Origin of the sequence: Bradyrhizobium sp. AUGA SZCCT0182, assembly GCF_018130185.1 — a bacterium.
Classification (GTDB): Bacteria; Pseudomonadota; Alphaproteobacteria; order Rhizobiales; family Xanthobacteraceae; genus Bradyrhizobium.
Map to the genome: position 1 here is coordinate 416,557 of NZ_JAFCLY010000002.1, position 25,841 is coordinate 442,397.

The window sequence follows — 25,841 nt, forward strand, 5'->3', positions numbered from 1 at the left end:
TAACGAGGCCAAATCGGGCCTATCGAGCCCTTGCATCATCACGCCCGGGCCGGTAGCGAATGCCAAATGACACCTCCCCGCACCCTCGTATTCGATCTCGACGGCACGCTGGTCGATACCGCACCGGATCTGATCAGCGCGCTCAATTTCGTGCTTCATCGCGAGGGCCTCGCCCCCGTGCCGCTCGCCCGCGCGCGCAACATGATCGGCGCCGGCGCGCGCAAGCTGATCGAGCGCGGCCTCGAACTCGAGGGCCGCACCATGAGCGTGGACGACGTCAACCGCCTGACCAGGGATTTCGTCGAATATTACGCCGCCCACATCGCCGATGAATCACGCCCCTTCGAGGGGCTGGAAGCGGCGCTGGATGAACTGGAAGGACAAGGCTTTCGCTTTGCGGTCTGCACCAACAAGCTGGAATGGCTTTCGAAACTGCTGCTCGACAAGCTCGACCTCAGCAAGCGGTTCGCCGCGATCTGCGGCGCGGACACTTTTGGCGTCTCAAAGCCCGATCCGGTGATCCTGCAGCAGACGCTGGCCCGTGCCGGCACGCAGCTCGAGGGCGCCATCATGGTCGGCGATGCCGGTCCCGATATCGGCGTGGCCCGGCGCGCGGGCATTCCGGTGATCGGGGTCGAATTCGGCTACACCGACGTGCCGATTGCCGAGTTGAAGCCGGACCGGCTGATCGGCCATTTTCGCGAACTGCCCGCGGCCGTGAACAGTCTTAGCGGGGCCGCGACGGCCTCCTAACATGCTGATTTATATATCATATCCGAATCGCTACGGAGCGACATTAACCATCCTTTAGCGAATCTGCACGCCGCGGTTGCGGCCCTGTTCTCACGCTCCTATGGTCCGGATCGGGGATTGTGGCTGATCGCCGCAGGTGAGTGATGATCATAGGTCGTGTGTTCGCGATTGCCGTCGCCGGAGCCTCTCTGGCCGGCTGTTCCTCGTTTTCCATGGATTCCTTCAAGCCGACGCCGCCGCCGATCCAGGTCCAGCTGGAGTCGGTGCCACCAGGGGCGGATGCCACCACCTCGGTCGGACCGGGCTGCAAGACCCCCTGCTCGGTTGCGGTCGCCGCCCCCGATTCCGGCTTTACGGTCACCTTCGCGATGCCGAGGTTCCAGCCGGTCACGGTTCCCGTTCAGGTGATTCGCGACCCCGGCGACTACGTAACGCCGGCCTCCACCACGATCGATCCCAATCCCGTGGTCGCCGAGCTGAAGCCCGCGGGGCCGCCGCCGCGCAAAAAACCGATGCGGCCGAAGAAAAAGCCGAAGCCTGCGGCAGCCGCGCCCGCCGCCGCCTCGCCGTCCCCGAGCCCCGCCGCGCCGGCGGCGCAGCCGGCCCGCTGATCGGCACCGCACCCGAAAGCTGCGGATTGTAGCCGTCCTGCTTCGTGCCTATATCCCGGCTCTGATTGAAGATCAGAACCGGGATATAAGTCTTTCGTTTTGACGCGCTTTCTTCACGCGAACCGGTATCCACTTCGCTCGAAAGCGCTATAGGATGATGGGTGACAGACGTTGCGGCGGTTCCGCCGCACGCGGCGCGCAGGCAGGGTTTGCAAGGCAGTTTGGATGAGCGGATTGTCGACTTCTCCCGATCAGCTGTTTTCTCCGATGACCGATCCGTTCGGGCGGAGCATCCGCTATCTGCGGGTCTCCGTCACCGATCGGTGCGACCTGCGCTGCTTCTATTGCATGTCCGAGGACATGACGTTCCTGCCGAAGGCCGATTTGCTGACGCTGGAAGAGCTTGACCGGCTGTGCTCGGCCTTCGTCGCCAAGGGCGTGCGCAAAATCCGTCTCACCGGCGGCGAACCGCTGGTCCGGCGCAACGTGATGTCGCTGGTGCGCTCGCTGTCGCGGCATCTTTCGAGCGGCGCGCTCGATGAGTTGACGCTGACCACCAATGGCTCGCAGCTGGCGCGCTTTGCCGGCGAGTTGCGCGACGCCGGCGTGCGCCGGATCAACGTCTCGCTGGACACGCTCGATCCCGCCAAATTCCGCGCCATCACGCGCTGGGGCGACATCGACAAGGTGCTGGCCGGCATTGAAGCTGCGCGCGCGGCGGGCCTTGCGGTGAAGATCAATGCGGTGGCGCTGAAGAACATGAACGAGGAGGAGATCCCCTCGCTGATGCAATGGGCGCACGACAAGGGCATGGCGCTGACGCTGATCGAAGTGATGCCGATGGGCGACATCGGCGAAGGCCGGATCGATCAGTACGTGCCGCTGTCATTGTTGCGCGCGCGTCTCGCCCAGCACTACACGCTTGATGACCTCGACGACGACACCGGCGGCCCAGCCCGCTATGTCCGCGTCAGCGAGACCGGAGGCAAGCTCGGCTTCATCACGCCGATGACCCATAATTTCTGCGAGTCCTGTAACCGGGTACGGATCACCTGCACCGGCACGCTGCACACCTGCCTCGGTCACGAGGATGCCTCCGATTTGCGCAAACCCTTGCGGGCATCTGCCGACAACGACCTGCTCGCCGCCGCGATCGATCGCGCCATCGGCCTGAAGCCGAAGGGCCACGACTTCATCATCGACCGCCGCCATAACCGCCCAAGCGTCAGCCGCCACATGAGCGTCACCGGCGGTTGAAATTTCAGCGTGTATTTCAGCCGTCCGGCGCGACGAAGCGCGTCCTCCCCACGCAACTGATAGCCCGCGTCAATTTGTCCATTTTCCGATTGACGCCGCTGCAACGCACTGAAATGGTGCGGCTGCTTTACGCCAGCACGGCCGGATGGGCCGCTGTTTCCCAATGGAACAGCCAAGACGGCGGAAGCGTGCGAACGGGGGAGGACTATCGTTGCAATCGCTCCAGCGAATGAGCTGCGAACCTGCGCGTTTTTCGCGCCGGAACGAAGCTGCGCGTTTGCCGCGCGGCAGCGGCTCTGCGCGCCTGACGCGGGGTGGCGACGCAATATCAATGAAGAAATCCGGCGCATGTCGATGACGTGCCCGAGGAGAACGTAATGCGTCCATTGTTGGCAATCAGTAACGGCATCGACTGGATCAACGAACAACTGGGCGGCATCTGCAATTGGCTCGTGCTCGCCGCCTGCGTGGTCAGCGCCGCCAACGCGATGATCCGCTACGCGTTCGGCTACAGCTCCAACAGCTGGCTCGAATTGCAGTGGTACATGTTCGCCGTCTTCGTGATGTTCGGCGCCTCCTATACCTTCAAGAAGAACGAGCATGTTCGCGTCGAACTTCTTTATCTCATGCTGTCCGAGCGCGGACAGCTCTGGCTCGACATGATCGGAACGCTGTTTTTCCTGATCCCGTCCTGCCTGCTGCTGGCCTATCTGTCGTGGCCTTTCTTCATGCAATCCTACGCCGTCAGCGAGATTTCGAGCAATGCCGGCGGCCTGGTGCGCTGGCCGATCAAGGCCGTCGTTCCCGTGGGCTTCGTTTTTCTCGCTCTGCAAGGACTCTCCGAAGTGATCAAGCGTATCGCGGCGTTGAAGGGCTATGTGATGATCGACGCCAAATACGAGAGGCCGGTGCAATGATTACGCTGGAAATGATGCCGCCGCTGATGTTCGGCGGCTTGATTCTGGCCATGCTGATCGGCTTCCCGGTGGCCTTCACGCTGGCCGCGCTCGGGCTGTCGTTCGGCTTCCTGTCGATCTATCTCGGCTTCTTCGACATGAACTTCCTGCAGGCCATTCCGGGCCGCATCTTCGGCAGCGTGCTCTCCAACGAATTGCTGCTGGCGATCCCGTTCTTCACCTTCATGGGCTCGATCCTGGAACGGTGCGGGCTTGCGGAAGACATGCTGGACTCGATGGGCCAGCTGTTCGGACCGATCCGCGGCGGCCTCGGCTATTCCGTCATCATCGTCGGCTTCATCCTCGGCGCGATCACCGGCACGGTGGCGGCGCAGGTCATCGCCATGGCGCTGATCTCGATGCCGGTGATGATGCGCTACGGCTACAACATTCGCTACATCACCGGCGTGCTCGCCGCGTCCGGCACGATCACCCAACTGGTGCCGCCCTCGCTGGTGCTGATCGTGATGGCCGACCAGCTCGGCAAGTCGGTCGGCGACATGTATCTCGGCGCCTGGGGGCCATCAATCCTCCAGATCGCCCTGTTCGCCGGCTATACGTTCATGCTCGGCCTCATCAAACCGGATCACGTCCCTCCGGTTCCGAGAGACGCGCTCACGCTGACGGGTTGGCCGCTCTGGAAGAAATGCCTGATGGGCATCATTCCGTCGGCCGTTCTGATCTTCGTGGTGCTGGGTACCATGATGCTCGGCCTCGCAACGCCGACCGAAGCCGGCGCGATGGGCGCCATCGGCGCCATCGTGCTCGCCGCGATCCACCACAAGGATCTGAGCAACAAGGGGCACAAGATGCTCCTCATCGGCATCGCCGCCACCGGTGTCGCCGTAATCGTCGGCATGCTGCTCGGTGAAGGCAAGGTATTGAAACTCACCTTCGCGGTGGTCTATCTCGCCGTCGTCTGGCTCTGCCTCGAAGCCGTCCGTATCCCCGACCTGCGCGGCCTGATCAAGCAGGGCTACGAGTCGACGATGCGCCTCTCCACCATGGTGGTGTTCATCCTGATCGGCTCGACCTGCTTCTCGGTGGTGTTCCTCGGCGTCTCCGGCGGCGTCTGGCTCGAGCATCATCTGACCTCGATCCCCGGCGGCGTCTGGGGCTTCCTGATCTTCATCAACCTCTTCATCTTCTTCCTGGCGTTCTTCCTCGACTTCTTCGAGATCGCCTTCATCATCCTGCCGATGGTGGCGCCGATCGCGCAGAAGGTATTGGCGCCGGTCGTGGGGCCCGATGCGGCGCTGATCTGGTTCGGTGTCATGCTGTGCGTCAACATGCAGACGTCGTTCCTGCATCCGCCGTTCGGATTTGCGCTGTTCTATTTGCGCGGCGTCGCGCCCAAGGAAGTAAAGAGCTCCGACATCTACTGGGGTGCCCTGCCCTGGATCGGCCTGCAGGCGATCATGGTGGCGATCGTGATCGCCTTCCCGATCGTGGTGACCGTGTTCCTCGACAAGCCGCTCGACGTCGATCTCAGCAAGGTCAGGATCGAGGTGCCGCAGATCGAGTTGCCACCACTGGATTTCGGCCAGCCTAAACAATAGCGGGCGCGCTTCCCGCCGAGATCCCTGCCAAGATTCCTGTAACGAAAAACCCCGGAGCTTTCGCTCCGGGGTTTTTGTTTGTCAAAGCTGCTGCTTGTTTGGCGATCAGCCCTGCGGGTTGCGCGCCATGAAGCTGTCGTAGCCGAGTTCGGCGACCTGGAACCACTGGTAGCCGTTGCTGGTGAAGCCGTTCAGCGAGTCCAGAACCTTCTTGAAGTTCGGGTTGGTCGCCGACGTCTCGGCATAAATCTCCTTGGTCGCCTTCAGGCAGGCCTGCATGATCGGCGGCGAGAAGCTATGCAGCTTGGTGCCACCGGCGAGCAGCTTTTTGAGTGACGGCGGATTGAGCTGATCGTACTTCGCCATCATCCAGCTGTTGGCGGACTGCCCTGCCAGCTCGAGCACGGTTTGATAGTATTTCGGCAGCGTGTTCCACTTTTCCAGATTGACGATGCCGAGCAGCATCGGACCGCCTTCCCACCAACCGGGATAGTAATAATGCGGGGCGACCTTGTTGAAGCCGAGCTTCTCGTCGTCATAGGGGCCGACCCATTCCGCCGCGTCGATCGTGCCTTTTTCGAGCGCGGGATAGATGTCGCCGCCGGCCAGCTGCTGCGGCACGACGCCCAGTTTCTGCATGACGCGGCCGGCAAAGCCGCCGATGCGCATCTTCAGTCCCTTCAGGTCGTCGACGGTGTTGATCTCCTTGCGGAACCAGCCGCCCATCTGGCAGCCGGTATTGCCGGCCAGAAACGACGTGACGTTATAGCTCTTGTAGAACTCGTTCAGCAGCTCCCTGCCGCCGCCCTGCATGTACCAGGCCTGGTTGAGGCGCTGGTTGGGTCCGAACGGCACCGCCGTGCCGAACGCAAATGTCGGGTCCTTGCCGAAGTAATAGTAGGACGCGGTATGTCCCATCTCGACGGTACCGTTCTGCACGGCATCGAGGACTTGTAGACCCGGAACGATTTCACCGCCGGCAAAAGTCTGGAGCTGGAATTTGTTGTCGGTGGCTTCGGCAACCTGCTTGGCCATCACCTCGACCCCGCCCCACAGCGTGTCGAGCGATTTCGGCCAGCTCGCCGTCAGCCGCCATTTGATTTCCGGCATCGATTGCGCGATCGCGGGCGCCGCCAGAGTTGCGGCACCTGCGGCGCCAATACCTGTGACCTTGAGAAAATCTCTTCTTTTCATGTAATCCTGCCCTTGTGGATGTGTGTCCGATAGCCTTCTTGCCGAGGCTTTGGCGGCACCATGGAACATCCGGTTCCCGATTTCCATCCCGAACTGCAGGGCGTAACGCAAAAAGCCCGGCCTCCTCGCGGAGACCGGGCTTGCTTGTGCGACTTAGGATGAGGCCCTGGTCCTGATTACATCAGACCCAGGGGTCTCACTTTTGTTTTGACGCGTTTTCTTGACGCGAACCGGGATCCACTTCGCTCGAAAACGCTATGTATCAGCCGCGCGTGCGCGAGCGGATCATGAAGCTGTCGAAGGTGTATTCGGCAACCTGCCACCACAGATACTGGTCGGAGCGGTAGGCCTGCATCGAATCGATCGTCTTCTTGAAGTCGGCATTCTTGGCCGACAGTTCGGCCCACAGCTCGTTGGTCGCCTTCAGGCAGGCTTCCAACACTTCGTTGGTGAAGGGACGGAGCTGGGTGCCGCCGGCGACCAGACGCTTCAAGGCTGCCGGATTGAGCATGTCATAGCGTTCGTTCATCCAGCCGTTGGCATGCGCCGCAGCGTTGGTGAGGATCGCCTGATAGTTCTTCGGCAGCGAATTCCACTTCTCCAGATTGGTGAAGGCGTGGACCATCGGGCCGCCTTCCCAGAAGCCGGGGTAATAATAGAACTTCGCGACCTTCTGGAAGCCGAGCTTTTCGTCGTCATAAGGACCGACCCACTCGGCGGCGTCGATAGTGCCCTTTTCCAGCGCCGGGTAGATGTCGCCGCCGGCGATCTGCTGCGGCACGACGCCGACCTTCTGCAACACCTGACCGGCGATACCGCCGATGCGGAATTTGAGGCCCGACAGATCGGCGACCGTCTTGATCTCCTTGCGGAACCAGCCGCCCATCTGGGTGCCAGTGTTGCCGCAAGGGAAACCGATCACGCCGAACTTCTTGAAGAACTCGTTGCCGAGTTCCCCACCGCCACCCTGCGACCACCAGGAGTTCTGCTGGCGTGCGTTCAGGCCGAACGGGACCGACGCATAGATCGCAAAGGTCGGATCCTTGCCGACGTAATAATAGGAGACGGTGTGGCACATCTCGACCGTGCCGTTGGAGGTGGCGTCGAGCGCCTGCAGACCGGGAACGACCTCGCCCGCGGCGAAGACCTGGATCTGGAATTTGTTGTCGGTCATTTCGGCGACATATTTCGACAGCTGGTCAGCACCGCCGTAAATCGTGTCGAGCGACTTCGGGAAGCTCGACGTCAAGCGCCATTTGATTTCAGGCGAGGATTGCGCGATCGCCGGCGAGGCAACGGCGGTCGCGGCAGCACCGGCCGCTGAAACTTTCAAAAAATCACGACGCTTCATTCAGGCATCTCCTTAAAGGCGGGGGCGTTTCCCAATTTCCGCGAGCGATCCTCCGGCGGGGCGAATTCCACGTCATCCGGGGCGCTCTGGCGGGGGCGCTTTAACATGGAAGTTGGCTAACGAAAACGCGACAAAGGCATGACTGCACTGATTAAACGAAAGTCTCAGGCAAGCAGAATAAGGCCCTCAGGCGGCTGCATTTGCGCCCTGAAGCTGGTCGCGGACCTTGGTACCGATTTCGCGGTAGATGGCGGCGTGCGGACCGTCCGGCTCGCTCGCCACCACAGGGTTACCGGAGTCCGAGGTGGTGCGAATCGACATGTGCAGCGGGATCTCCCCCAAAAACGGCACACCCAGCCGCTCGGCCTCGTGCCGCGCCCCGCCATGACCGAAAATGTCCGACCGCGTGCCGCAATGCGGGCACTGGAAATAGCTCATGTTCTCGACGATGCCGAGCACGGGCACGTTGACCTTCTTGAACATGGCAAGGCCGCGCCGCGCGTCGATCAAGGAGAGATCCTGCGGGGTCGAGATGATGACCGCCCCCTTCAGCGGCACGTTCTGCGCCAGGGTCAGTTGCGCGTCGCCGGTGCCGGGCGGCATGTCGACGACGAGAATGTCGAGCGTGCCCCATGCCACGTCGCGCAGCATCTGGGTGATCGCCGACATCACCATCGGTCCGCGCCAGATCATCGCGGTCTCTTCCTCGACCAGGAAGCCGATCGACATGATGGAGAGACCGAAGCGTTCGATCGGAATCATTTTCCGATCGTCGTTCAGTTTCGGCTTCTCGTGAATGCCGGTCAGCCGCGGCACCGAGGGGCCGTAAATATCGGCATCCAGCAGGCCGACGCGCAGGCCGAGATCGCGCAGGCCGAGCGCAAGATTGAGCGCCGTGGTCGACTTGCCGACGCCGCCCTTGCCGGATGCCACCGCGATCACGGCCGCAACGCCCGGAATTTCGGCTTGCCTGGACATCGGCGACGCCGGGCTTTGCGGCGGCTTATGCGCCGATACCGGCTGCACGCCGTGGGCATGGCGATGCTGATGCGGTGGCGGTGGCGGCGAAGACGCCGCGCCTGATGACGGCGAAGCCGCACCGGGCTTGCGCTCGGCGGTCAGTGCGATCATCGCCACGCTGACGCCGGGAATGGCGCGAACCGCAGCTTCCGCCTGCGCCCGCACGCTTTCCCACGCGCGGGCCTCCGCGGCGTCGACATTGATGGAGAAGAACACCTTGCCGTCGGTGGCCGTGATCGCCGACAGCACATTGGCATTGGTCAAGGCGACGCCGCGCGGCGAAGCCACCTTGGCCAAGGCATCGAGAACCTGTTGCTGCGTTACGCTCACCGCACGTCTCCTGGAGCCTTCGGTTCTGATGAACATCAGAACCGGGGCCCTCTTAGAGCGTTGCAGCCCAAAAGGCTACCTTGCTCCGACGTCGTCCCGGCGTTCGGCCGGGGCCACGACCCCGCCCTCCTTGGCGGCCTCATAGTTCAATTCGACCATGACGCCGTTGGGATCCGTGACGAAGATCTGCCAGAGATCGCCGCCGGGAACCTGACGCGAGTCGAATTCCGTTCCTTTGGATTTGAGCCGCTGCTGCATGCCGGCAAAGCCCGTGCTGGCGAAGGCGACGTGATGGACCACGCCGGAGTCAGGCTTTTGGGGTTCGTCGGTCTTGGAAATATCGACCAAGTGCACCACCGCCTTGCCCTCCGAATACATCCACGCGCCGGGGAAGGCGAAGTTCGGCCGGGCGCCCTTTTCCAGGCCCAGGATATCCTCGTAAAAACGGACCGTGTCGGCGAGATTCCGGGTCCGGATGTTGAAATGATCGAGCACGCCCACGCTGACGCCCATGCGATCTCACTCCCTTTTTTGTGAGTTGTTTGAACCGGGTGATCCTAGAGCATAATCGGTTCTGATGGAATCATAACCGACTTCTCTAGCCTCTTGTTTTGATGCGTTTTCCTGACGCGAACCGGTGTCCGGTCGCGCCAGCCAAACGAAGGCGTTGCCCTTCATGGCGCAGAGGTTATGGTGCGGCCACCCGCCTCAGGGTTCCGCCCGGCCCTTCCCAGCTTCGGTCGAAGTCCGGCCCCCCAAAGATCAAGCCCGCCAGGGCAAACGATAAGGTAGCACACATGGCTAAAGTCGCTTTTCTCGGTCTCGGCGTGATGGGTTTCCCGATGGCGGGCCATCTGGTGAAAAAGGGCGGCCACGAGGTCACCGTTTACAACCGGACCGGAGCCAAGGCGAAGGAATGGGCGGACAAGTTCGGCGGCCGCACGGCGCCGACGCCAAAGGCCGCCGCCGAAGGCCAGGACTTCGTGATGTGCTGCGTCGGCAATGACAATGATCTGCGCGCGGTCACGATCGGCGCTGATGGCGCCTTTGCCGGCATGACGAAGGGCGCGACCTTCGTCGATCACACCACCGCGTCGGCCGAAGTCGCCCGCGAGCTCGATGCCGCCGCCACCAAAGCGGGCTTCAAATTCATCGATGCGCCGGTGTCCGGCGGCCAGGCCGGGGCCGAAAACGGCGTCCTGACCGTGATGTGCGGCGGCGCCGCGGACGCCTATGCCGGCGCCGAGCCCGTGATCGCGGCCTATGCGCGGATGTGCAAGCTGCTGGGACCTGCCGGTTCCGGTCAGTTAACAAAGATGGTCAACCAGATCTGTATCGCGGGGCTGGTTCAGGGCCTCTCCGAAGGCATTCATTTCGCGAAAAAATCCGGCCTCGACGTCCAGGCCGTGATCGAGACCATCTCCAAGGGCGCCGCGCAGTCCTGGCAGATGGAGAACCGCTACAAGACCATGAACGACGGCAAGTTCGATTTCGGCTTTGCAGTCGAATGGATGCGCAAGGATCTGTCGATCTGCATCGCCGAATCCCGCCGCAACGGCGCCAATCTGCCGGTCACCGCGCTGGTCGATCAGTTCTATTCCGAAGTCGAGAAAATGGGCGGCAAGCGCTGGGACACGTCGAGCCTGCTGGCAAGGCTGCAGCGCTGAGCGAAGAGGTTAATTTAACCTCGCGTTAACGGGATTCTTTAGCTCTTTAAGTCATCGCTTAAGGATTTGGGCTCACAGATAGACAATACAAAAAGCCCGCGCGGTTCGCGGGCAGGGTTTGTGTTGTTTAATGAGTAATCCCGCAGAAAAGCCCGAGGTTGTCCAGCTTCCGGCGGACCCGCCAGTCGCCGCGCCGGTCAATACCCGGCGCGCCGCGGCGCAGCGGGTGCGCGAGGCGCGCGACCGGTTAACGTCGACCAGCGGAACCCGCCCGGCTTTCGACACCGAACTGCTCCGGCAATATGCCCAGACCCGGATGTCGGCCTCCTACGTCGTCATGCTGCTGGTGGTTGCGACCGGTGTGCTGTTCGGCCTTTGGATGCACCCGATAGCGGCTTTGGCCTGGACCTTCGGCATGCTGTGCATTCATGCCGTCATCATCCGCAATTGCCGGAGATTTCTGGCGGTGCAGCCCTCGCTCGCCGCCACGCGCAAATGGCGCACGCGATTTGTGCTGCTCGACCTGCTCTACGGCCTGTGCTGGACCGCGATCCTGATCCACCCCGCCGGCCTCGACGTCGTGTCGAACACGATGATGATGTTCCTGATGCTGCTGGTGATCGCGGTGTCGAGCATGCTGGCGGCCAGCCTGCCGATTGCGGCGCTGGCGGCCACCGCGCCGGTGACGGCCGCGATCGCGCTGAATTTCGTGCTGGGCGGCACCTTCGACACCTACGCGCTCGCCATGCTGGCGCTGGCCGCCGAAGGCTATTTCGCGCTGCTCGCCCATCGCCTGCACTCGACGACGCTGGCGACGCTGGAGGCGCGCGCCGAAAAGGATGCGCTGATCGGCGAGCTCGAGCAGGCCAAGGCGATCTCCGACGAGGCGCGGCATCGCGCCGAATCCGCCAACGTCGCCAAGTCGCGCTTCCTCGCGCAGATGAGCCACGAATTGCGCACGCCGCTGAACGCGATCCTCGGATTCTCCGAGGTGATGAAGAGCGAAATTTTTGGCGCGCACACCGTGCCGGTCTACAAGGAATATTCCGCCGACATCCATAATTCGGGCGTCCACCTGCTCAACCTCATCAACGAGATCCTCGATCTGTCGCGGATCGAGGCCGGCCGCTACGAACTCAACGAGGAAGCGGTGTCGCTGGTGCATGTCGTCGCCGACTGCCATCATCTCTTGAAACTGCGCGCCACCAGCCGCGGCATCACCATCCACGAAGTGTTCGAACAGGGCATGCCGCGGATCTGGGGCGATGAGCGCGCCACCCGTCAGATCGTGCTCAATTTGTTGTCGAACTCGATCAAGTTCACCCCGCAAGGCGGCGATATCTGGCTGAAGGTCGGCTGGACCGCGTCCGGTGGCCAGTATCTGAGCGTCAAGGACACCGGCTCCGGCATTGCCGAAGACGAAATCCCGATCGTGCTGGCGTCGTTCGGCCAGGGCTCCAACTCGATCAAGTCGGCCGAACAGGGCGCGGGGCTGGGACTGCCGATCGCAAAAAGCCTGATCGACATGCATGGCGGCACCTTCACGCTGAAATCGAAGCTGCGGATCGGCACCGAAGTCATCGTCACCTTCCCGCCGGAGCGCGTGATGTCGGCGCTGGCGCCGATGGCCGAAGAGGCCCCGCCCCTGCAGCCGGAGCCCGTCATCATTGCGACCGCCGACGAGAAGCGCCGGGCGCGCCACAAACCGATCATGAGCGCCGGAACAGGACTGTAACTGGAGCGCTTGCGCAAACCACCGAAAGCATTTCACACTCCCTGAATGAGCAAAGAAACGCCGTGTATCGCAGTCTGCATGATGGACCCCAAAACCAAACTCTGCTTCGGCTGCGGACGAACGCTGCCGGAAATCGCGCAATGGCACCGCATGGACAGCGCGGAGCGGCTGGCCGTGATGGCAGGATTGCCGGCCCGCATGGCAGAGGCCGGCCTGGCGCAGATCGCGGAGCGTCCGACGTCCAGCTGATCGATCGCAGGACTGCCCAGGGGGGCGCGCGATGAGCCGCATCCTGCTCGTCCTGATCATGCTCGCCGCCACCGCCGGCGCCGTCGTTGCTTACGGCGACCCCGAACAGATCGCACGCGCCAGCGATTCAGTCTCGCAGATGCTGCGGCGGCACAGCCCGCAGCCGGCGCCCGCGGTACAGATCGCGCGCGGCCAGGCCGGCGAGTTCGCGCTGCATGCCAAGATCAACGGCGTCAAGGCGCCGATGGTGATCGACACCGGCGCGACCTCGGTGGTGCTGACCTGGGAAACCGCGAAAGCGATCGGGCTGCCGCTCGAGATGCTCGAATACAATGTCGACGTCGAAACCGTGGGCGGGCACACCAAGGCGGCGCGGCTGACGCTCGACCGTCTCGCGGTCGGACACCTCGTCGAGAAATCGGTCCCGGCGCTGGTGGTGCAGCGCGGGCAGATGAAAACCAACCTGCTCGGCATGAGCTTTCTGGATCGCCTGGAAAGCTGGGGCGTCAAGGCCGACCAGCTGATGCTGCACGGCTATCCCGACGTGACGGGCAGCGTCAGCCCCCCGCGCCGCCCCCGGCGCGACCGCGCGGCTGCCAACTAGCGCGATCACATCGCGCGGCCCGCCGGCGCCTTGCGGATGGGTGGCTCGGCTGCGTGTGAGTCAATTCGGCCCGAGCACCGAAGCGGCGACTTTCGCTGGCATCACATACTCGATCTGCACCTTCTTGCGTTCGGCATCCCTGCGGGCCTGCAGCCAGCCCGGAAACCACATCGCGATCGCCGGGAAGATCAGCACCAGGACCACGCAGAGAACCTGGATGACCATGAAGTCCGCCATGCCGCGGTAGATCAACCTCAAATTCCATTCCCTCACGACCTGCTTGAGATAATAGGCCGACATCGCGACGGGTGGAGACAGGAACGCCGTCTGCAGGACGACCGCGACGATGCAGCCGAACCACACCATGTCGTAGCCGAGGCCCTTGGCCACCGGTGCGAGCATGGGAAGAAAGATAAACACGATCGCCGGCCATTCGAACGGCCAGCCGAGCAGGAATATCAGCGTCAGCAGCAGCGTCATGGTGCCCCAGGCCGGCAGCGGCGAGGCAAGCAGCGCATTGGTCATCCAGCTGGCGGTGCCGAGCCACGCGAACACCGCACCGAACACGTTGGAGGCGACCGCGAGCAGCAGCACCATGCTGGTGGTCGCCATCGTGCTGTAGCAGGCCTGCAGCAAACCGCTCCACGTGAATTTGCCGTAGAGGATGACCAGAAGGATGGCGCCGAGCGCGCCGAGTGCCGCCGCCTCCGCCGCCGTCGTGATGCCGGCCAGGATCGCACCCAGCGTGACGATGGTCAGCACCGTCACCGGTACGAGGCCGACCAGGCACTCCCACAGCACGATCTTCATCGATTCCGGCCGCTCCTCGATTGGCACCGGGGGACCGAGCTTCGGATTGAAATGACAGCGGATCAGCGTGTAGGCGATGAACATGCCGGACAGCAGGAAGCCCGGGCCGAACGCGGCCGCGTACAGGTCGATGATCGAGATATCGAGCACGGGCGCCATCACGACCAGCATGACCGACGGCGGAATCAGGATGCCGAGCGTGCCGCCAGCCGCGATCGCGCCCGCCGACATGCGCACGTCGTAGCCGGAGCGGATCATCATCGGCCCGGCCATGATGCCGAGCAGCGCCACCGTCGCGCCCACGGTTCCGGCAGCGATGCCGAACAGCGTCGCGGTAACGATGACGACCACGTATAATGCGCCCTTCAGCGGCGCAAACAGATCGCGGAACGCCCTGAACAGTCGTTCCATCAGCCCGGCCTGATCGCAGATGAAGCCCATCAGGATGAACATGGGCACTGCGACCAGTTCGTCCTGCTTCATGATGCCGATGGTCTGCAGGTAGGCGAGGCTGAGCACCCGCGGCCCCATGCCGATGTAGCCGAACACGCCTGCGAGAAACAAAAGCGTGAAGCTGATCGGCAGGCCGATGAAGATCGCGCCCAGCATCACCAGCAGCATGAATAGGCCAAGCAGCTCGAGTCCGGTCATATCTCGATCTTTTCCTTGTGCTCGAACTCGCGCCCGAACTGGATCTGATACCAGCACTTCAGTACTTCGGAGACGCCCTGAACCATGAGAAGGACCGCCGCCAGCGGGATGGTGGCCCGGAACGGCCACATGATCACGCGCCACACGCTTTCCTGCGACCTCTCACCGGTGTCCCAGGAATGCAATGCGGCGTCGTAGCTGACCACCATGAAGGTGATCATGACCGGGTAGAACAGCAGGATGTAGGAGATCATGTCGATGATCCCCTTGGTGCGTTCCGAAAAATTCTCCCAGTAAATATCGGTTCGAACGTGCGCACCCTTGTAGAGCGCATATCCGCAGGCGAGCATGAAGGCCGCGCCGTTGGCCATGAAGCTCGACTCGTAAACCCAGGCGGTCGGGGCATTGAACCCGTAACGCATCACGACCTCGTAGGTGATCGTCACCACGAGGAACAGCATCGTCAGGGAGATGAGTTTGCCGGTGACGTCCGAGAACCGGTCAATGGCCCGAATGATCGTGTAGAAGGCGTGTGGAAACTCACTTCCCACGCCAGCAGGATACGAGGCTCCGCCGTCAGTCGACATCATGATCCCCCTTGAAAAGCAACTGGCGCCTGTCAATGACGCCAGTTGCGCACGCGAAAGCGGATCACTTCTTCTGCAGATAGACCTTGTCCTTCCAGTAGTACTCGCCGGCGAAATTATACGGCGGGAACCAGGAAAGCTTGAACGGGACGATCTTCTCGGCGTAGGCCTTCTGACTGTCCATCGCCTTCTTGTAGAAAGGGTTCTTGGCGGCGTACTCGGACTGGATCTTCTCCCACTCGTCGAGGAAGTTCTTCAGGACATCATCCGGCGTGCGATGCATTTGGACGCCCATCTTGAGGAGGTCCTGGCAGGCCTGCGCGGTCTCGCGGTTGAAGGAGAAATTGCGCTGCGTCGTGGCGTAGACGCTGGCAACCTTGATGATCTCCTGCAGATCCGGCGTCAGCTTCTTCCAGACATCGCCGTTGATCATCAACTGACCACCGGTGACGGGCTCGTGCATGCCAGGGGTGTAGTAGTGCTTCGCGACCTGGTGCAGACCGAGCTTCTTGTCTTCCTCGCAGTTGATCCATTCAGCGCCTTCGATCACGCCGCGCTCCATCGCCGGGACGATCTCGCCGCCCGGTATGGTGACGACCGACACGCCAAGCCGGCCGTAGGTCTCCGCGCCGATGCCGTAGATGCGATACTTCATCCCCTTGAGGTCGGCGAGGCTGTTGATCTCTTTCTTGAACCAGCCCATGCCTTGCGGATAGTCGGTCGGAATCGGGAAGCCCACGACGTTGAGCTTCAGGACGTCGCGGTAGAATTCTTCCAGCAGGGCCATGCCGCCGCCGTCGTAGTACCAGGCCCAGTAGTCGCTTCCGTCCATGCCGAACAACGGACCGTGCGACATCGGAATCGTCGCCGTGTTGCGGCCGAGGATGTAGCCGAACGGCGCCATTCCAACGTCGAGAACGTTCTTCGACGTTGCGTCGAAGACCTCGAACGGGGGAACGATGGCGCCGGCCGGGAGCGTTTCAATCTTGAGGCGGCCAGCCGTCATCTTTTCGACGGTCTCGGCCCACAATTTGAAGATGAGGTGGAAGTTCGACGACGCGGGGTGGGTCGATTGCCCTTTTAATACAAGGGGCTTGGGCGCCGGAGCCGGGGTCTGAGCCTGGGCTGGGTCCGTAAAGGTGGCGGCGAGTCCGAGGGCAGCAGCCACGACAATAGACGTGTACCTGAGCATTCTCACTCCTCCCTTTTGGCAGCAATTTCTCCTTGGTTGATGTTTTTTTGATCTTGTGAGCTGAAGTTACGGACGGGATGATTGCGCTGTCAAGGCGATATCTGTCGGACCGGCAAGTGAGCCGGTGAAAGATGGAGTGGCCAGGCTCGTGGAAGCGAGACAGCTAATTGAAGAAATTGCCGGCAGCACCAACGCTGCCATCAGCCTGGGTCGCGCGCCAGAAGCGTTGCCGTCACGCCGCGATCGAAGACGCCGCGCGGGCTTCGACCAGCGCAATCGCATCGCACAATACGTTGGCGCCGGCGCCTTGCCTGACGCCGTTTTCGGCGAGATGGCGGCGGAAGGCGCGCGCCCCCGGCACGCCGTGAAACGCACCGACGAAATGCCGCGTCATCGAATGCAGCCGCGTGCCCTGCCCGAGCTGGTTTTCGATGTAGGGCATCATAGCCTCAAACACATCCTTCATCGTCGCATGCGGCGCCGCCTCGCCGAATGACTCCGGATCGACCTTGAGCAATCGCCACGGCTCCTGATAGGCCGCCCGCCCCAGCATCACGCCATCGACATGGGCAAGATGCGCCTTCGCCTCGGCGAGGCTGCCGATCCCGCCATTGATGATGACGGGCACCTCGGGCAGCGCGGCCTTCAGGCGGTAGACTCTGTCGTAATCGAGCGGCGGAATGTCGCGGTTTTCCTTCGGCGACAAGCCGTTGAGCCAGGCCTTGCGGGCGTGCACGACCAGCGCATCGGCGCCCGCGGCAACGACGCCGCGCGCCAGCACGTCCAGCGCCACTTCCGGATCCTGGTCGTCGATGCCGATACGGCATTTGACCGTGACGGGAATATTCACCGCGCGCTTCATCGCCGCGACGCCCTCGGCAACCAACGCCGGCTCTGCCATCAGGCAGGCGCCGAAGCGGCCGTCCTTTACCCGGTCCGACGGACAGCCGACGTTGAGGTTGATCTCGTCATAGCCGAAATCCTCGCCGATCTTCGCAGCGGTAGCGAGATCGCGCGGATCGGAGCCGCCAAGCTGCAGCGCAACGGGGTGCTCGCTCTGGTCGAAGCCGAGCAGCCGCATTCGGTCGCCATGGATGATGGCGCCGGTCGTCAGCATCTCCGTGTAAAGCCGCGCCCGCCGCGTCATCAGACGGTGGAACACGCGGCAATGCCGGTCGGTCCAATCCATCATGGGTGCGACGGAGAAGCGATAATCTTGATGCTTCAACAGCCTAGACTACTCTCTCAATGTGATGAACTGCAAACATGTGCATCCAGACTAAACGGAAACTGCGCGCGTTGGTACCCGTTTCGACCTGCCGTTGCACGCATGCTCTGCAACGAAATCCGCGTTGATCCAATGCGAACTGAAGAGATCATGCGTGCTCCAATGTCGGCGCATGTCGAGAAACACCTCAATAGAATGTGAGCAGTGTGACGACGCTGGCTCAGACTTCGAGCACCCATCTAGCGACCATGGGCTGCTAGGACGATCCGATCAGGGACATCCCGGCAAGCGGGTTATACTAAAATCGCAAAAATAGTATAACACTATTATATATCAAATACTTAGGTGGATACCTTTTCGCGGTTTCGCGAATCGATCGGAGGTAGCCTAGCTCGCCAGGCCGAACATGGTAGGCCGCCAAAAGCCGCCGCGCATGCGCCAACCATCGCCGCCTCGACTGCCTCTCGGTTGCCGGTAGTACCATGCTCGCCATAGACGCTGTCAGTCGGCTTTCGCCTTCACGTATCGACCGGGTGCAGATTCGCCCGGAGGATAGAGGTTGCTGCCGAGTTGCGTTCGCGCCGGCAATTGCTCTTCCGCCCGCGGCTTGAGCCAGGCCATCCAGTCGTTCCACCAGCTGCCGGGCTTTTCATCGGCGCTTGCCTGCCAGGTCGCCGGGTCGTCGGATCGCTTGGTCGACACCCAATAGCTTCGCTTGTTCTTCGACGCGGGATTGATCACACCGGCGATATGTCCGCTTGCGCCGAGGACAAAGCGCGTATCACCGCTGAACAGGCCGGTCGTGCGATAGGCGGATCGCCACGGCACGATATGGTCCTCGACGGTCGCCAAAACATAAGCCGGCAGATCGACCCGCCCCAAATCGACTGGCGTGTTGCACATCGTCAACCTGTTCGGTTCCCGGAGATTGTTCTCCAGGTACATGTTCCTGATGTACCAGCAGTACATCGGTCCCGGCAGATTGGTGACGTCGGCATTCCAGAACAGGAGATCGAAACGCTCGGGCGATTTTCCCTTCAGATAATTGTTGATCACGTTCGGCCATATCAGCTCTTTCGAACGCAGGGTTTGGAACACGAATCCGAGTTCGGCGCCGCGGTAGATGCCGCCATTCCCAATGGTCTGCTCACGCTGTCGCACGCTCTCCTCGTCCACGAATACGCCGAGATCACCTGGTTCGCGGAAATCGAGCATGGTCGTCAGCAGAGTCACGCTGGCGACCGATTCGTCGCCCCGCGTCCGCAGGATAGCGAGCGCAGACGACAGGATGGTTCCCCCGACGCACCAGCCGACGACGTTGACCTTGTCGGCGCCGGAAATCGATCGGGCGATCTCGATGGCGCGCATGGCGCCATGCTCGACGTAATCATCCCATCCAAAATGTCCGCAAGAGGCATCCGGATTGCGCCAGGAAACGATGAAGACCGTCATGCCGTGCTCGACCGCAAACCGGACGAAGGAATTGGCCGGCTGAAGGTCGAGAATGTAGAACTTGTTGATGCAGGGCGGCACGATCAGCAACGGCCGAACGGCCACCTGCTCCGTCGCCGGTTCATATTGAATCAGTTGAAAAAGATCGTTCTCGAACACGACCGCGCCCCCGGATGCCGCGACGTCCTTTCCGACCTCGAATGCGCCCTCGTCCGTGATCGTCAGGCTGCCCCGGCCCAGATCCGACATCAAATTGTCGAGGCCTGCCTTGAGGCTTTGGCCTTCGGTGTCCGTTGCAAGCTTGATGATTTCGGGATTGGTGGCGAGAAAATTGGTCGGACTGATCGCCTCGACGAGTTGGCGCGTGAAGAAGCGCAGCCGTTGCTTTTCCTTTTCGTCCAGATCCAGCGCTTCTACGAAGTCAGTGCAATAGCGCGAATTCAGCAGATAGCATTGCTTCAGCAGACTATGGAGCGAATTGTCCCGCCATTCCGTGGCGTTGAACCTGCGATCGCCACGCACCGGCCCGACGCTGCCTTCGCCCTGCACGCCTGCAGCCGATTTGATGACCTGTTCCGTGAGTTGGTACAGACGCATCAGGTGGTCAGCCTGCAATTCGGCGATGCGCCCCGATGAATTCAGCGTTGCACCAAGGCCCGCGCCGTCACGATCGCCGTTCGGTGTCCAACCCAGCGACCGCCAGAGGCTCGCGCCTGCCTTCATGAAACCTTCGACAAATTCGTCAGGCATATTGAATGGCCGATCCATCACTTACCCTCGCTCAGCAAGATTGAATGTTTCGTTCGTTTCCTCTTCGGGCAGCTTCTGTCTGGCGCCCTTCGCTCTCGTATGCGCCGAGACCTTGTCAGCTATCCGGCCGGACCCGTCGCAATGGCCGCTTGTTGTCGTCAGGAGCCGGAGCGAACACTTGTCCCCTCCCTGATCCCGTCAACGTTGACGGAAAGGCGTTTGATCTTGTCGTACAGCGTCTGCTTCGGGATGCCCAAAAGCGTTGCCGTCGCCTGAACGTCGCCCTGCTTGCGCCGCAACGCGTCCTCGATGATCGAACGCTCGATGTTCTCCAACTGTCGAGGCAACGACACATCGGATGCACCCAACCCGGGCTTGTTGATGGCCTTGCCGTCGAGCACGCCAAGCACGAAGCGATCGGCGACGTTACGGAGCTCCCGTACGTTTCCCGGCCACGAATAGGCCAGCAAGATGGACAGCGTCTGCTCGTCCAGTATCGGTGCGTCGCGCTCGAACCGTCTGGCGGCGTCCAGCGTGAAGTGCTCGAACAGCAGGGGAATGTCTTCGCGCCGCTCGCGAAGCGGCGGCAGTTCGATGAATGCGACGCCAAGGCGATAGTAGAGATCGGCGCGAAACAGCCGCTTCTCGCTCAACTCGAGCAGATTCGTCTTGCTCGCCGCAACGACGCGGCAATCCACCGAGATCGGCTTGTTCGTTCCGACCCGTTCGATCGATCGATCCTGCAGCGACCTCAGCAACTTCACCTGCACGCTCAGCGGCATGCTCTCGATTTCGTCGAGGAACAGCGTTCCGCCATTCGCATATTCGATCTTTCCGATACGCTGACGGGTGGCGCCGGTGAACGCCCCTACCTCATGGCCGAACAACTCGCTCTCGACCAGCGATTCGGGGAGGCCGCCGCAGTTCACCGCGACATAGTGGCCGCCGCGTCGCCCACTGTGATTGTGGAGACAGCGCGCAACCACATCCTTGCCGGTTCCGGTCTCGCCATAGATCGTGACGTCGACGTTCGTCGCGGCCAATGTGGAAACGAGCCGGCGCACTTCCTGTATTTGCGGCGAGCGGCCCAGGAGGCTCGCCTCGATTGCCTGGCGGTCTGCGAGGGCCGATCGCAGCGAGCGCACCTCCAGGGTCAGTCGCCTCTTTTCGGTCGCCCTGCGTACCACCGAGACAAGTTGCTCCGACGAGCACGGCTTCTCGATGAAGTCGTAGGCACCGTTTCGCATCGCCTGCACGGCCATGGAAATATCGCCATGCCCGGTGATCAGGATCACTGGCAGATCCTGATCCAACCTGTGCAGATCGGACTGCCATTCAAGGCCGCTCTTGCCGCGCAGACGCACGTCGCAGACCACGACGAACGGCATGTCGGCACGGACGGACACGCTGGCGGTCTCGACCGAGGCGAACCCCGAGACGGAAAACCCGGCAAGTTCAAGCGCCTGAACGCCGCCGATCCGGACATCGTTATCGTCCTCGACGTAGATCACGCCGATCGATTGGTCATCGCTCATGCGAAACCTCTGATGTGCCAGCCAATGGAAGGGTCACTGCAAATTCGGCGCCGCATGGCGTCAGGTTTCGTGCGCGCAGTTCGCCGCCAAAGGAGTGCGCGATGTGGTTGGAGAGCATGAGACCAAGACCGAGCCCTTTGCCCGCCGGCTTGGTCGTCACAAAAGGTTCGAACATGCGCTGCAGGACATCGGGCGCGATTGAAGGACCGCTGTTGCTGATGACGATGCGGCAGCGCGCGGTCTGCCCCTGTTCCCGGCTCGCGCGGATCAGGATCGACTTCCGGTCGGCGCTCTCCACGGCGTCCAGCGCATTCGCCACGATGTTGCACAACAGCTGCTCAAGCCGCGTCTGATCGGCGATGACGCAGATATTCGCGTCAACGTCGGTTACGACGGTCACTCCCCCTTCCTTGACGCGCCCGGCGAGTATCTTGAGTGATTCGGCCACGGCATGTTCGACGGAGACCGCCTCAAGCGGGCTGCTCGACTTGTATGCGAATGTCCGCAACTGGCCGGTCAGGCGTCCGAGTCGGCGCACCAATTCGCCAATCCGGGTCAGATTTCCGCGGGCATCGCCGATCGACCCGCGGTCGACGAGCAGAACCGCATTGTCGGCGGCCGTCTGCAGGGCGGCCAGAGGCTGGTTCAGTTCATGCACGATTCCGGCCGACATCTGGCCGAGGGCGGCGAGCTTGCCGGCATGGACCAAATCATCCTGCGCGGCCCGCAGTTCGGCGGTTCGTTCCTGCACCCTGATCTCGAGCATGTCGTTCGCCGCCTGCAACGCCGCCTGGTTGGCCAGGCGTTGCTTGATCGCTCGCCTGCGCTGCTCGACCAGACCAGCCGCCAGCAACGCAACGATGCAGGCGAGGCCCGACATCGCGCCGATGATCAGCGCAGTCTGCCGCGTCGGCGCCTCATCGTCGAGCAGGACCAGCTTCCACAGACCGCGGTTGATTGGCCGTTCGCTGAGGGTGTAGGCCACGCCGTTTTCTGCGGTGACGCGTGCAGCGCCCTCCGAGAACTGAGCGACGAAGGTCCATCCGAGCGGCGTCAGTTCGTGGTTTCCGTATGGCTTGGATCGCGAAATCTCTTCGTGCATCTGAGGCGACAGCGGCGCCATCGGATGAAAGCGCCACGCGTCCCGGGACGAGAGTATCGTGACCCGGCGTTCGTCGAGCAGAAGGATATCGCTCTCAATGTCGCGCCACGCGCGCTCGAACGAATCCAGGTTGACCTTGACGGTGGCAACACCCCTCGTCTCCCCGCCGTCCTTCAGGGCGTAGGAGAGATAGTAGCCGGCGCGCGCGCTGGTAATGCCGACGCCGAAGAACGTCCCTCGACCCTTCGAGAGAGCCTCGCTGACATAGGGACGGTACGACAGGTTTTGGCCAAACGGTGTACCCGGCTGCTCGAAATCAGCCGCGGCCAGTGTATCGCCGGAGACGCCGAGGACGTAGAGATTTTCGGCTCCCGCAAGCAGATTGATCGACTTCAAGTACTGGCTGACGGCTTCCCGCAGTGCGGGATCGCCGGGCGCGTCGAGCAGCCGGAAGACGCTGGGGGACGTCTCGAGCAAGGACGGCAGGTATTCAAATCTTGAAAGATGACCGTCGAGCCGGGCGGCCTCCACGGCCAGCCGCTGCTGCGCTGCCGCGCGCAAATGCTCCAGTCCGCGCTGGAAAGCCACGGCATATCCGAGCCACGAAGCGGCCACGACCAGCCCGGCTGCAATTGCTCCGCGCACAAGCCAACGCGTGGAACCGGGCGCCACCGAACTGATTGCGGGACTCCCCTTGATGTTCACCAGCGATGGAAGGTCCGTCATCTCGGGAACCAGACAAATCCGAGGAGCGCCGGCCACGACGGACGACCGCTCATGCATAGTCTAACTCTATGGTCTTGCCCCGGAATACGCGATAGGAAAATCCGGTGTAGGCGATAATGACAGGCAACGTGACGCAAACGCCGATCAGGATGATCTTGAGCGATTCGGGGCTGCTGGCGGCCTGCCAGACGGTAAGCCTGTCGATCACCACGAACGGATAGATGCTGTAGCTGAGGCCGAGGAAGCTCAGGAAGAAGACGAGCACCAGCAATGCGAAGGGCAGCCAGCACAGGCTGCCGCGTACGGCCGGCGACCCGAGCAGGAGGCGCGCCGTCAGCAGCGCAATGCCCGTCGTGATCGGGATCGACGCCACCGCAATCATCGCCGGCAAGGTAAGCCACCTGACACGAACAGTCTCGCTGATCCACGGCGTTGCCATCGAGATCAGTATCAAGCCCACGACCATGGGCGGCCAGGCGATCTTGCTCCACTCGATCGCCTTGTCCTGGAGCTGGCCATCCGTCTTCATCACCAGCCATGTCGCACCGAGCAGCGCGTATGCCATCGGCAGCGCTACCGCAATGGCGCCAGCAAAGATTGGATAGTTCCAGCCCTCACCGAAGCCGCTGATATAGCGACCAAGCATCCAGCCCTGGCACACGGACGCAAGCATTGACCCCGCGATGAAGAGGCGGTCCCACATCGCCTTCCGGCTGGCCTTGCCCTTGACCCTGAAATCGAAAGCTGCGCCGCGCAGGATCAGGCCAACCAGCATGAGGGCAGTCGGCAGGTACAGTTCCGACAGGACCAACCCATGCGCCTTGGGGAAAGCGACAAGGAGCAGGCCGACGCCAAGAACCAGCCAGGTTTCGTTGGCATCCCAGAACGGACCGATGGATGCGACCATGGTATCCCGCTCTTCGGGCGTCGCCCGATGCATCAGCATGCCGACCCCGAGATCGTATCCGTCGCTCACGACGTAGACGAGCAGCGACACCCCCATCAACCCGATGAAGATCAGTGGGAGCAGTTCGTCGAACGACATCGAAATCATGCGAATTCTCCCCGGCGCTGATATTCCTGCGGGCTCTCCGCCAAGCCTTCCGATGTGATCATGCCCGGCTTCTTTTCCGATGTTTCCGACATGTGCTTCAGCACGCCGACATAGGCGACGAGCAGCGCCAGATAGACCGCAATGTAGATGCCGAGCGTCAGGGCAATGCTCGACGACGGAACACGAGAGGCGACGTCGCTGGTCCGAAGGAGGCCGGCAATGATGAAGGGCTGGCGTCCGATCTCCGTGACGTACCATCCGGCGATGGTCGCGACCCAACCTGAAAAGGTCATCGCGGCGAACAGCTTGAGCATCGGCCGCGGCATCCGGGCGAAATCCCAGCCATCGCGCCAATGCCGCCACAAGCCGATCCAGCTGACCAGCAGCATCAGGATGCCAGTCCCCACCATGATCCGGAAGCACCAGAACACCGGAAAGACCGGCGGATGGGCCGATGGAAACTCGTTCAGCCCCTTGATTTCGCCGTCAGCATCGTGCCGGAGGATCAGACTCGCGAGTTTCGGCACCGCCAGTTCGAAGCGGTTCGTTCGCGTCGCGTCATCCGGGATCGCAAACAACAGAAGCGGGGCTCCCCGAGTTGTTTCCCAGATACCTTCCATCGCTGCGATCTTCTGCGGCTGATGCTGGAGGGTATTGAGCCCGTGAAGATCACCCGCCACTATTTGCGCCGGTATAGCCAGGGAGGCGAATACCAGCCCGGTCCGCAGCACGCGCGACGCACTGGCCGTCGCGACACCTTTCAGGATCTGCCAGGCGCTAATCCCGATCAGCAGGAACGCGCAGGTCAGCGCGGATGCCAGCATCATATGAACGAAGCGGTACGGGAAGGACGGGTTGAAGATGATTTCCAGCCAGTTCCGCGCGTGAAACTGGCCGTCGACGATCTCGTAGCCCGCCGGCGTCTGCATCCATGAATTCAAGGCAAGGATCCAGAATGCGCTCAGCATTGTGCCGAATGCGACCAGGAAGGTCGACCCAAGGTGGATCATCTCCCCTACCCGGCGGTGGCCGAACAGCATCACGCCAAGAAAACCCGCTTCCAGAAAAAATGCGGTCAGCACTTCATAGCCGAGTAGCGGGCCGGCGATATTGCCGACGCGCTCCATGTAGCCCGGCCAGTTGGTGCCGAACTGGAAGCTCATGGTGACGCCGCTGACGACCCCGAGCGCGAATGTCAGGGCGAATATTTTTGTCCAAAGCCGGTAGGCGCGCAGCCAAGCGAGCTTCTGCTGCGGGTCGGTCGCGCGCAGGTGCTTCAGCCGAAAAAACAGCAGAACCCAGCCTAGCGCGATCGAAATCGAGGGAAACAGAATGTGGAACGTGATATTGGCGGCGAACTGGATGCGCGCAAGGACCACGACGTCCATCAGCATTCCCTCCAGGTTCGGCGCAGTGCCTCACCCCCAATCAAGTGCACAATGGCCGACACAGCACCCATCCCATCCAT

At 62.0% G+C, this 25,841-nt stretch carries 22 protein-coding genes; 9 read left to right on the top strand and 13 right to left on the bottom strand.

Features of this window, described 5'->3' with window-relative positions:
• Positions 1 to 66: 66 nt before the first annotated feature.
• The 5 genes from JQ611_RS04335 (at position 67) to JQ611_RS04355 (ending at position 5,136) form a co-directional block, all read left to right on the top strand.
• Positions 67 to 753: an HAD-IA family hydrolase gene (locus JQ611_RS04335; protein WP_212269451.1), complete on the top strand. Its 687-nt coding sequence runs from the start codon at positions 67 to 69 to the stop codon at positions 751 to 753.
• A 143-nt stretch (positions 754 to 896) separates the two neighbouring features.
• The gene (locus tag JQ611_RS04340; protein WP_212464608.1) at positions 897 to 1,364 is read left to right on the top strand and encodes a hypothetical protein; all 468 of its coding nucleotides are present in this window, start codon (positions 897 to 899) and stop codon (positions 1,362 to 1,364) included.
• 225 nt (positions 1,365 to 1,589) lie between these two features.
• A complete protein-coding gene (gene moaA, locus JQ611_RS04345; RefSeq protein WP_212464609.1) occupies positions 1,590 to 2,621 on the top strand; it encodes a GTP 3',8-cyclase MoaA in 1,032 nt (343 codons plus the stop codon).
• A 377-nt stretch (positions 2,622 to 2,998) separates the two neighbouring features.
• Positions 2,999 to 3,538, top strand: coding sequence for a TRAP transporter small permease subunit (locus JQ611_RS04350; protein WP_212269448.1), 540 nt, complete (start codon positions 2,999 to 3,001; stop codon positions 3,536 to 3,538).
• Entirely contained in the window at positions 3,535 to 5,136 is a 1,602-nt protein-coding gene (locus tag JQ611_RS04355; RefSeq protein WP_212464610.1) for a TRAP transporter large permease subunit, read from the top strand. The genes JQ611_RS04350 and JQ611_RS04355 overlap by 4 nt, the downstream gene beginning before the upstream one ends.
• Before the next feature lie 105 nt (positions 5,137 to 5,241).
• Here the strand turns inward: JQ611_RS04355 and JQ611_RS04360 are convergent, their stop codons facing one another.
• From JQ611_RS04360 to JQ611_RS04375, 4 genes are all read right to left on the bottom strand, one after another.
• Positions 5,242 to 6,330, bottom strand: coding sequence for a TRAP transporter substrate-binding protein (locus JQ611_RS04360; RefSeq protein ID WP_212269446.1), 1,089 nt, complete (start codon positions 6,328 to 6,330; stop codon positions 5,242 to 5,244).
• Positions 6,331 to 6,592: 262 nt separating this feature from the next.
• A complete protein-coding gene (locus JQ611_RS04365; protein ID WP_192734707.1) occupies positions 6,593 to 7,681 on the bottom strand; it encodes a TRAP transporter substrate-binding protein in 1,089 nt (362 codons plus the stop codon).
• A gap of 186 nt (positions 7,682 to 7,867) precedes the next feature.
• Positions 7,868 to 9,031 (bottom strand): Mrp/NBP35 family ATP-binding protein, encoded by a 1,164-nt coding sequence (locus JQ611_RS04370; RefSeq protein ID WP_212386107.1) that lies wholly within the window; start codon positions 9,029 to 9,031, stop codon positions 7,868 to 7,870.
• Positions 9,032 to 9,106: 75 nt separating this feature from the next.
• A complete protein-coding gene (locus JQ611_RS04375) occupies positions 9,107 to 9,544 on the bottom strand; it encodes a VOC family protein (RefSeq protein ID WP_209836065.1) in 438 nt (145 codons plus the stop codon).
• 284 nt (positions 9,545 to 9,828) lie between these two features.
• On the opposite strand from JQ611_RS04375, the gene JQ611_RS04380 reads away from it, so the two are divergent.
• From JQ611_RS04380 to JQ611_RS04395, 4 genes are all read left to right on the top strand, one after another.
• On the top strand, positions 9,829 to 10,698 hold the full coding sequence (locus JQ611_RS04380; RefSeq protein WP_192734704.1) for an NAD(P)-dependent oxidoreductase: 870 nt from the start codon (positions 9,829 to 9,831) through the stop codon (positions 10,696 to 10,698).
• A 130-nt stretch (positions 10,699 to 10,828) separates the two neighbouring features.
• On the top strand, positions 10,829 to 12,433 hold the full coding sequence (locus JQ611_RS04385; protein ID WP_212269442.1) for a HAMP domain-containing sensor histidine kinase: 1,605 nt from the start codon (positions 10,829 to 10,831) through the stop codon (positions 12,431 to 12,433).
• Between the two features lie 45 nt (positions 12,434 to 12,478).
• Complete coding sequence (locus JQ611_RS04390; RefSeq protein WP_212031756.1) at positions 12,479 to 12,682, top strand: DUF1289 domain-containing protein; 204 nt, start codon at positions 12,479 to 12,481, stop codon at positions 12,680 to 12,682.
• Positions 12,683 to 12,713: 31 nt separating this feature from the next.
• Positions 12,714 to 13,286 (top strand): TIGR02281 family clan AA aspartic protease, encoded by a 573-nt coding sequence (locus JQ611_RS04395; RefSeq protein WP_212386109.1) that lies wholly within the window; start codon positions 12,714 to 12,716, stop codon positions 13,284 to 13,286.
• A gap of 60 nt (positions 13,287 to 13,346) precedes the next feature.
• Here JQ611_RS04395 and JQ611_RS04400 read toward each other — a convergent pair whose 3' ends face one another.
• From JQ611_RS04400 to JQ611_RS04440, 9 genes are all read right to left on the bottom strand, one after another.
• The gene (locus JQ611_RS04400) at positions 13,347 to 14,747 is read right to left on the bottom strand and encodes a TRAP transporter large permease subunit (protein WP_212464611.1); all 1,401 of its coding nucleotides are present in this window, start codon (positions 14,745 to 14,747) and stop codon (positions 13,347 to 13,349) included.
• Entirely contained in the window at positions 14,744 to 15,334 is a 591-nt protein-coding gene (locus JQ611_RS04405) for a TRAP transporter small permease subunit (RefSeq protein ID WP_212464612.1), read from the bottom strand. Before JQ611_RS04405 ends, JQ611_RS04400 begins: the two co-directional genes overlap by 4 nt.
• A 64-nt stretch (positions 15,335 to 15,398) precedes the next feature.
• A complete protein-coding gene (locus tag JQ611_RS04410; RefSeq protein WP_212031760.1) occupies positions 15,399 to 16,526 on the bottom strand; it encodes a TRAP transporter substrate-binding protein in 1,128 nt (375 codons plus the stop codon).
• A 232-nt stretch (positions 16,527 to 16,758) separates the two neighbouring features.
• Positions 16,759 to 17,754, bottom strand: a complete 996-nt coding sequence (dusA, locus tag JQ611_RS04415) for a tRNA dihydrouridine(20/20a) synthase DusA (RefSeq protein WP_409411246.1) — start codon at positions 17,752 to 17,754, stop codon at positions 16,759 to 16,761.
• Positions 17,755 to 18,255: 501 nt separating this feature from the next.
• The gene (locus JQ611_RS04420; protein ID WP_249132891.1) at positions 18,256 to 19,956 is read right to left on the bottom strand and encodes an alpha/beta hydrolase; all 1,701 of its coding nucleotides are present in this window, start codon (positions 19,954 to 19,956) and stop codon (positions 18,256 to 18,258) included.
• A 158-nt stretch (positions 19,957 to 20,114) separates the two neighbouring features.
• Complete coding sequence (locus tag JQ611_RS04425) at positions 20,115 to 21,491, bottom strand: sigma-54 dependent transcriptional regulator (RefSeq protein WP_212269437.1); 1,377 nt, start codon at positions 21,489 to 21,491, stop codon at positions 20,115 to 20,117.
• Entirely contained in the window at positions 21,481 to 23,181 is a 1,701-nt protein-coding gene (locus JQ611_RS04430; protein WP_312011862.1) for an ATP-binding protein, read from the bottom strand. Before JQ611_RS04430 ends, JQ611_RS04425 begins: the two co-directional genes overlap by 11 nt.
• A gap of 187 nt (positions 23,182 to 23,368) precedes the next feature.
• Entirely contained in the window at positions 23,369 to 24,373 is a 1,005-nt protein-coding gene (locus JQ611_RS04435; RefSeq protein WP_312011863.1) for a cytochrome d ubiquinol oxidase subunit II, read from the bottom strand.
• Entirely contained in the window at positions 24,370 to 25,761 is a 1,392-nt protein-coding gene (locus JQ611_RS04440) for a cytochrome ubiquinol oxidase subunit I (protein WP_212464614.1), read from the bottom strand. Before JQ611_RS04440 ends, JQ611_RS04435 begins: the two co-directional genes overlap by 4 nt.
• Positions 25,762 to 25,841: the final 80 nt, after the last annotated feature.

Bases quoted from the DNA above. Each gene is read 5' to 3' on its own strand.
- JQ611_RS04335 (WP_212269451.1), top strand. From the start codon at position 67: ATGACACCTCCCCGCACCCTCGTATTCGATCTCGACGGCACGCTGGTC.
- JQ611_RS04340 (WP_212464608.1), top strand. From the start codon at position 897: ATGATCATAGGTCGTGTGTTCGCGATTGCCGTCGCCGGAGCCTCTCTG.
- moaA (WP_212464609.1), top strand. From the start codon at position 1,590: ATGAGCGGATTGTCGACTTCTCCCGATCAGCTGTTTTCTCCGATGACC.
- JQ611_RS04350 (WP_212269448.1), top strand. From the start codon at position 2,999: ATGCGTCCATTGTTGGCAATCAGTAACGGCATCGACTGGATCAACGAA.
- JQ611_RS04355 (WP_212464610.1), top strand. From the start codon at position 3,535: ATGATTACGCTGGAAATGATGCCGCCGCTGATGTTCGGCGGCTTGATT.
- JQ611_RS04360 (WP_212269446.1), bottom strand. From the start codon at position 6,330: ATGAAAAGAAGAGATTTTCTCAAGGTCACAGGTATTGGCGCCGCAGGT.
- JQ611_RS04365 (WP_192734707.1), bottom strand. From the start codon at position 7,681: ATGAAGCGTCGTGATTTTTTGAAAGTTTCAGCGGCCGGTGCTGCCGCG.
- JQ611_RS04375 (WP_209836065.1), bottom strand. From the start codon at position 9,544: ATGGGCGTCAGCGTGGGCGTGCTCGATCATTTCAACATCCGGACCCGG.
- JQ611_RS04380 (WP_192734704.1), top strand. From the start codon at position 9,829: ATGGCTAAAGTCGCTTTTCTCGGTCTCGGCGTGATGGGTTTCCCGATG.
- JQ611_RS04385 (WP_212269442.1), top strand. From the start codon at position 10,829: ATGAGTAATCCCGCAGAAAAGCCCGAGGTTGTCCAGCTTCCGGCGGAC.
- JQ611_RS04390 (WP_212031756.1), top strand. From the start codon at position 12,479: ATGAGCAAAGAAACGCCGTGTATCGCAGTCTGCATGATGGACCCCAAA.
- JQ611_RS04395 (WP_212386109.1), top strand. From the start codon at position 12,714: ATGAGCCGCATCCTGCTCGTCCTGATCATGCTCGCCGCCACCGCCGGC.
- JQ611_RS04400 (WP_212464611.1), bottom strand. From the start codon at position 14,747: ATGACCGGACTCGAGCTGCTTGGCCTATTCATGCTGCTGGTGATGCTG.
- JQ611_RS04405 (WP_212464612.1), bottom strand. From the start codon at position 15,334: ATGTCGACTGACGGCGGAGCCTCGTATCCTGCTGGCGTGGGAAGTGAG.
- JQ611_RS04410 (WP_212031760.1), bottom strand. From the start codon at position 16,526: ATGCTCAGGTACACGTCTATTGTCGTGGCTGCTGCCCTCGGACTCGCC.
- JQ611_RS04420 (WP_249132891.1), bottom strand. From the start codon at position 19,956: ATGCCTGACGAATTTGTCGAAGGTTTCATGAAGGCAGGCGCGAGCCTC.
- JQ611_RS04425 (WP_212269437.1), bottom strand. From the start codon at position 21,491: ATGAGCGATGACCAATCGATCGGCGTGATCTACGTCGAGGACGATAAC.
- JQ611_RS04435 (WP_312011863.1), bottom strand. From the start codon at position 24,373: ATGATTTCGATGTCGTTCGACGAACTGCTCCCACTGATCTTCATCGGG.
- JQ611_RS04440 (WP_212464614.1), bottom strand. From the start codon at position 25,761: ATGGACGTCGTGGTCCTTGCGCGCATCCAGTTCGCCGCCAATATCACG.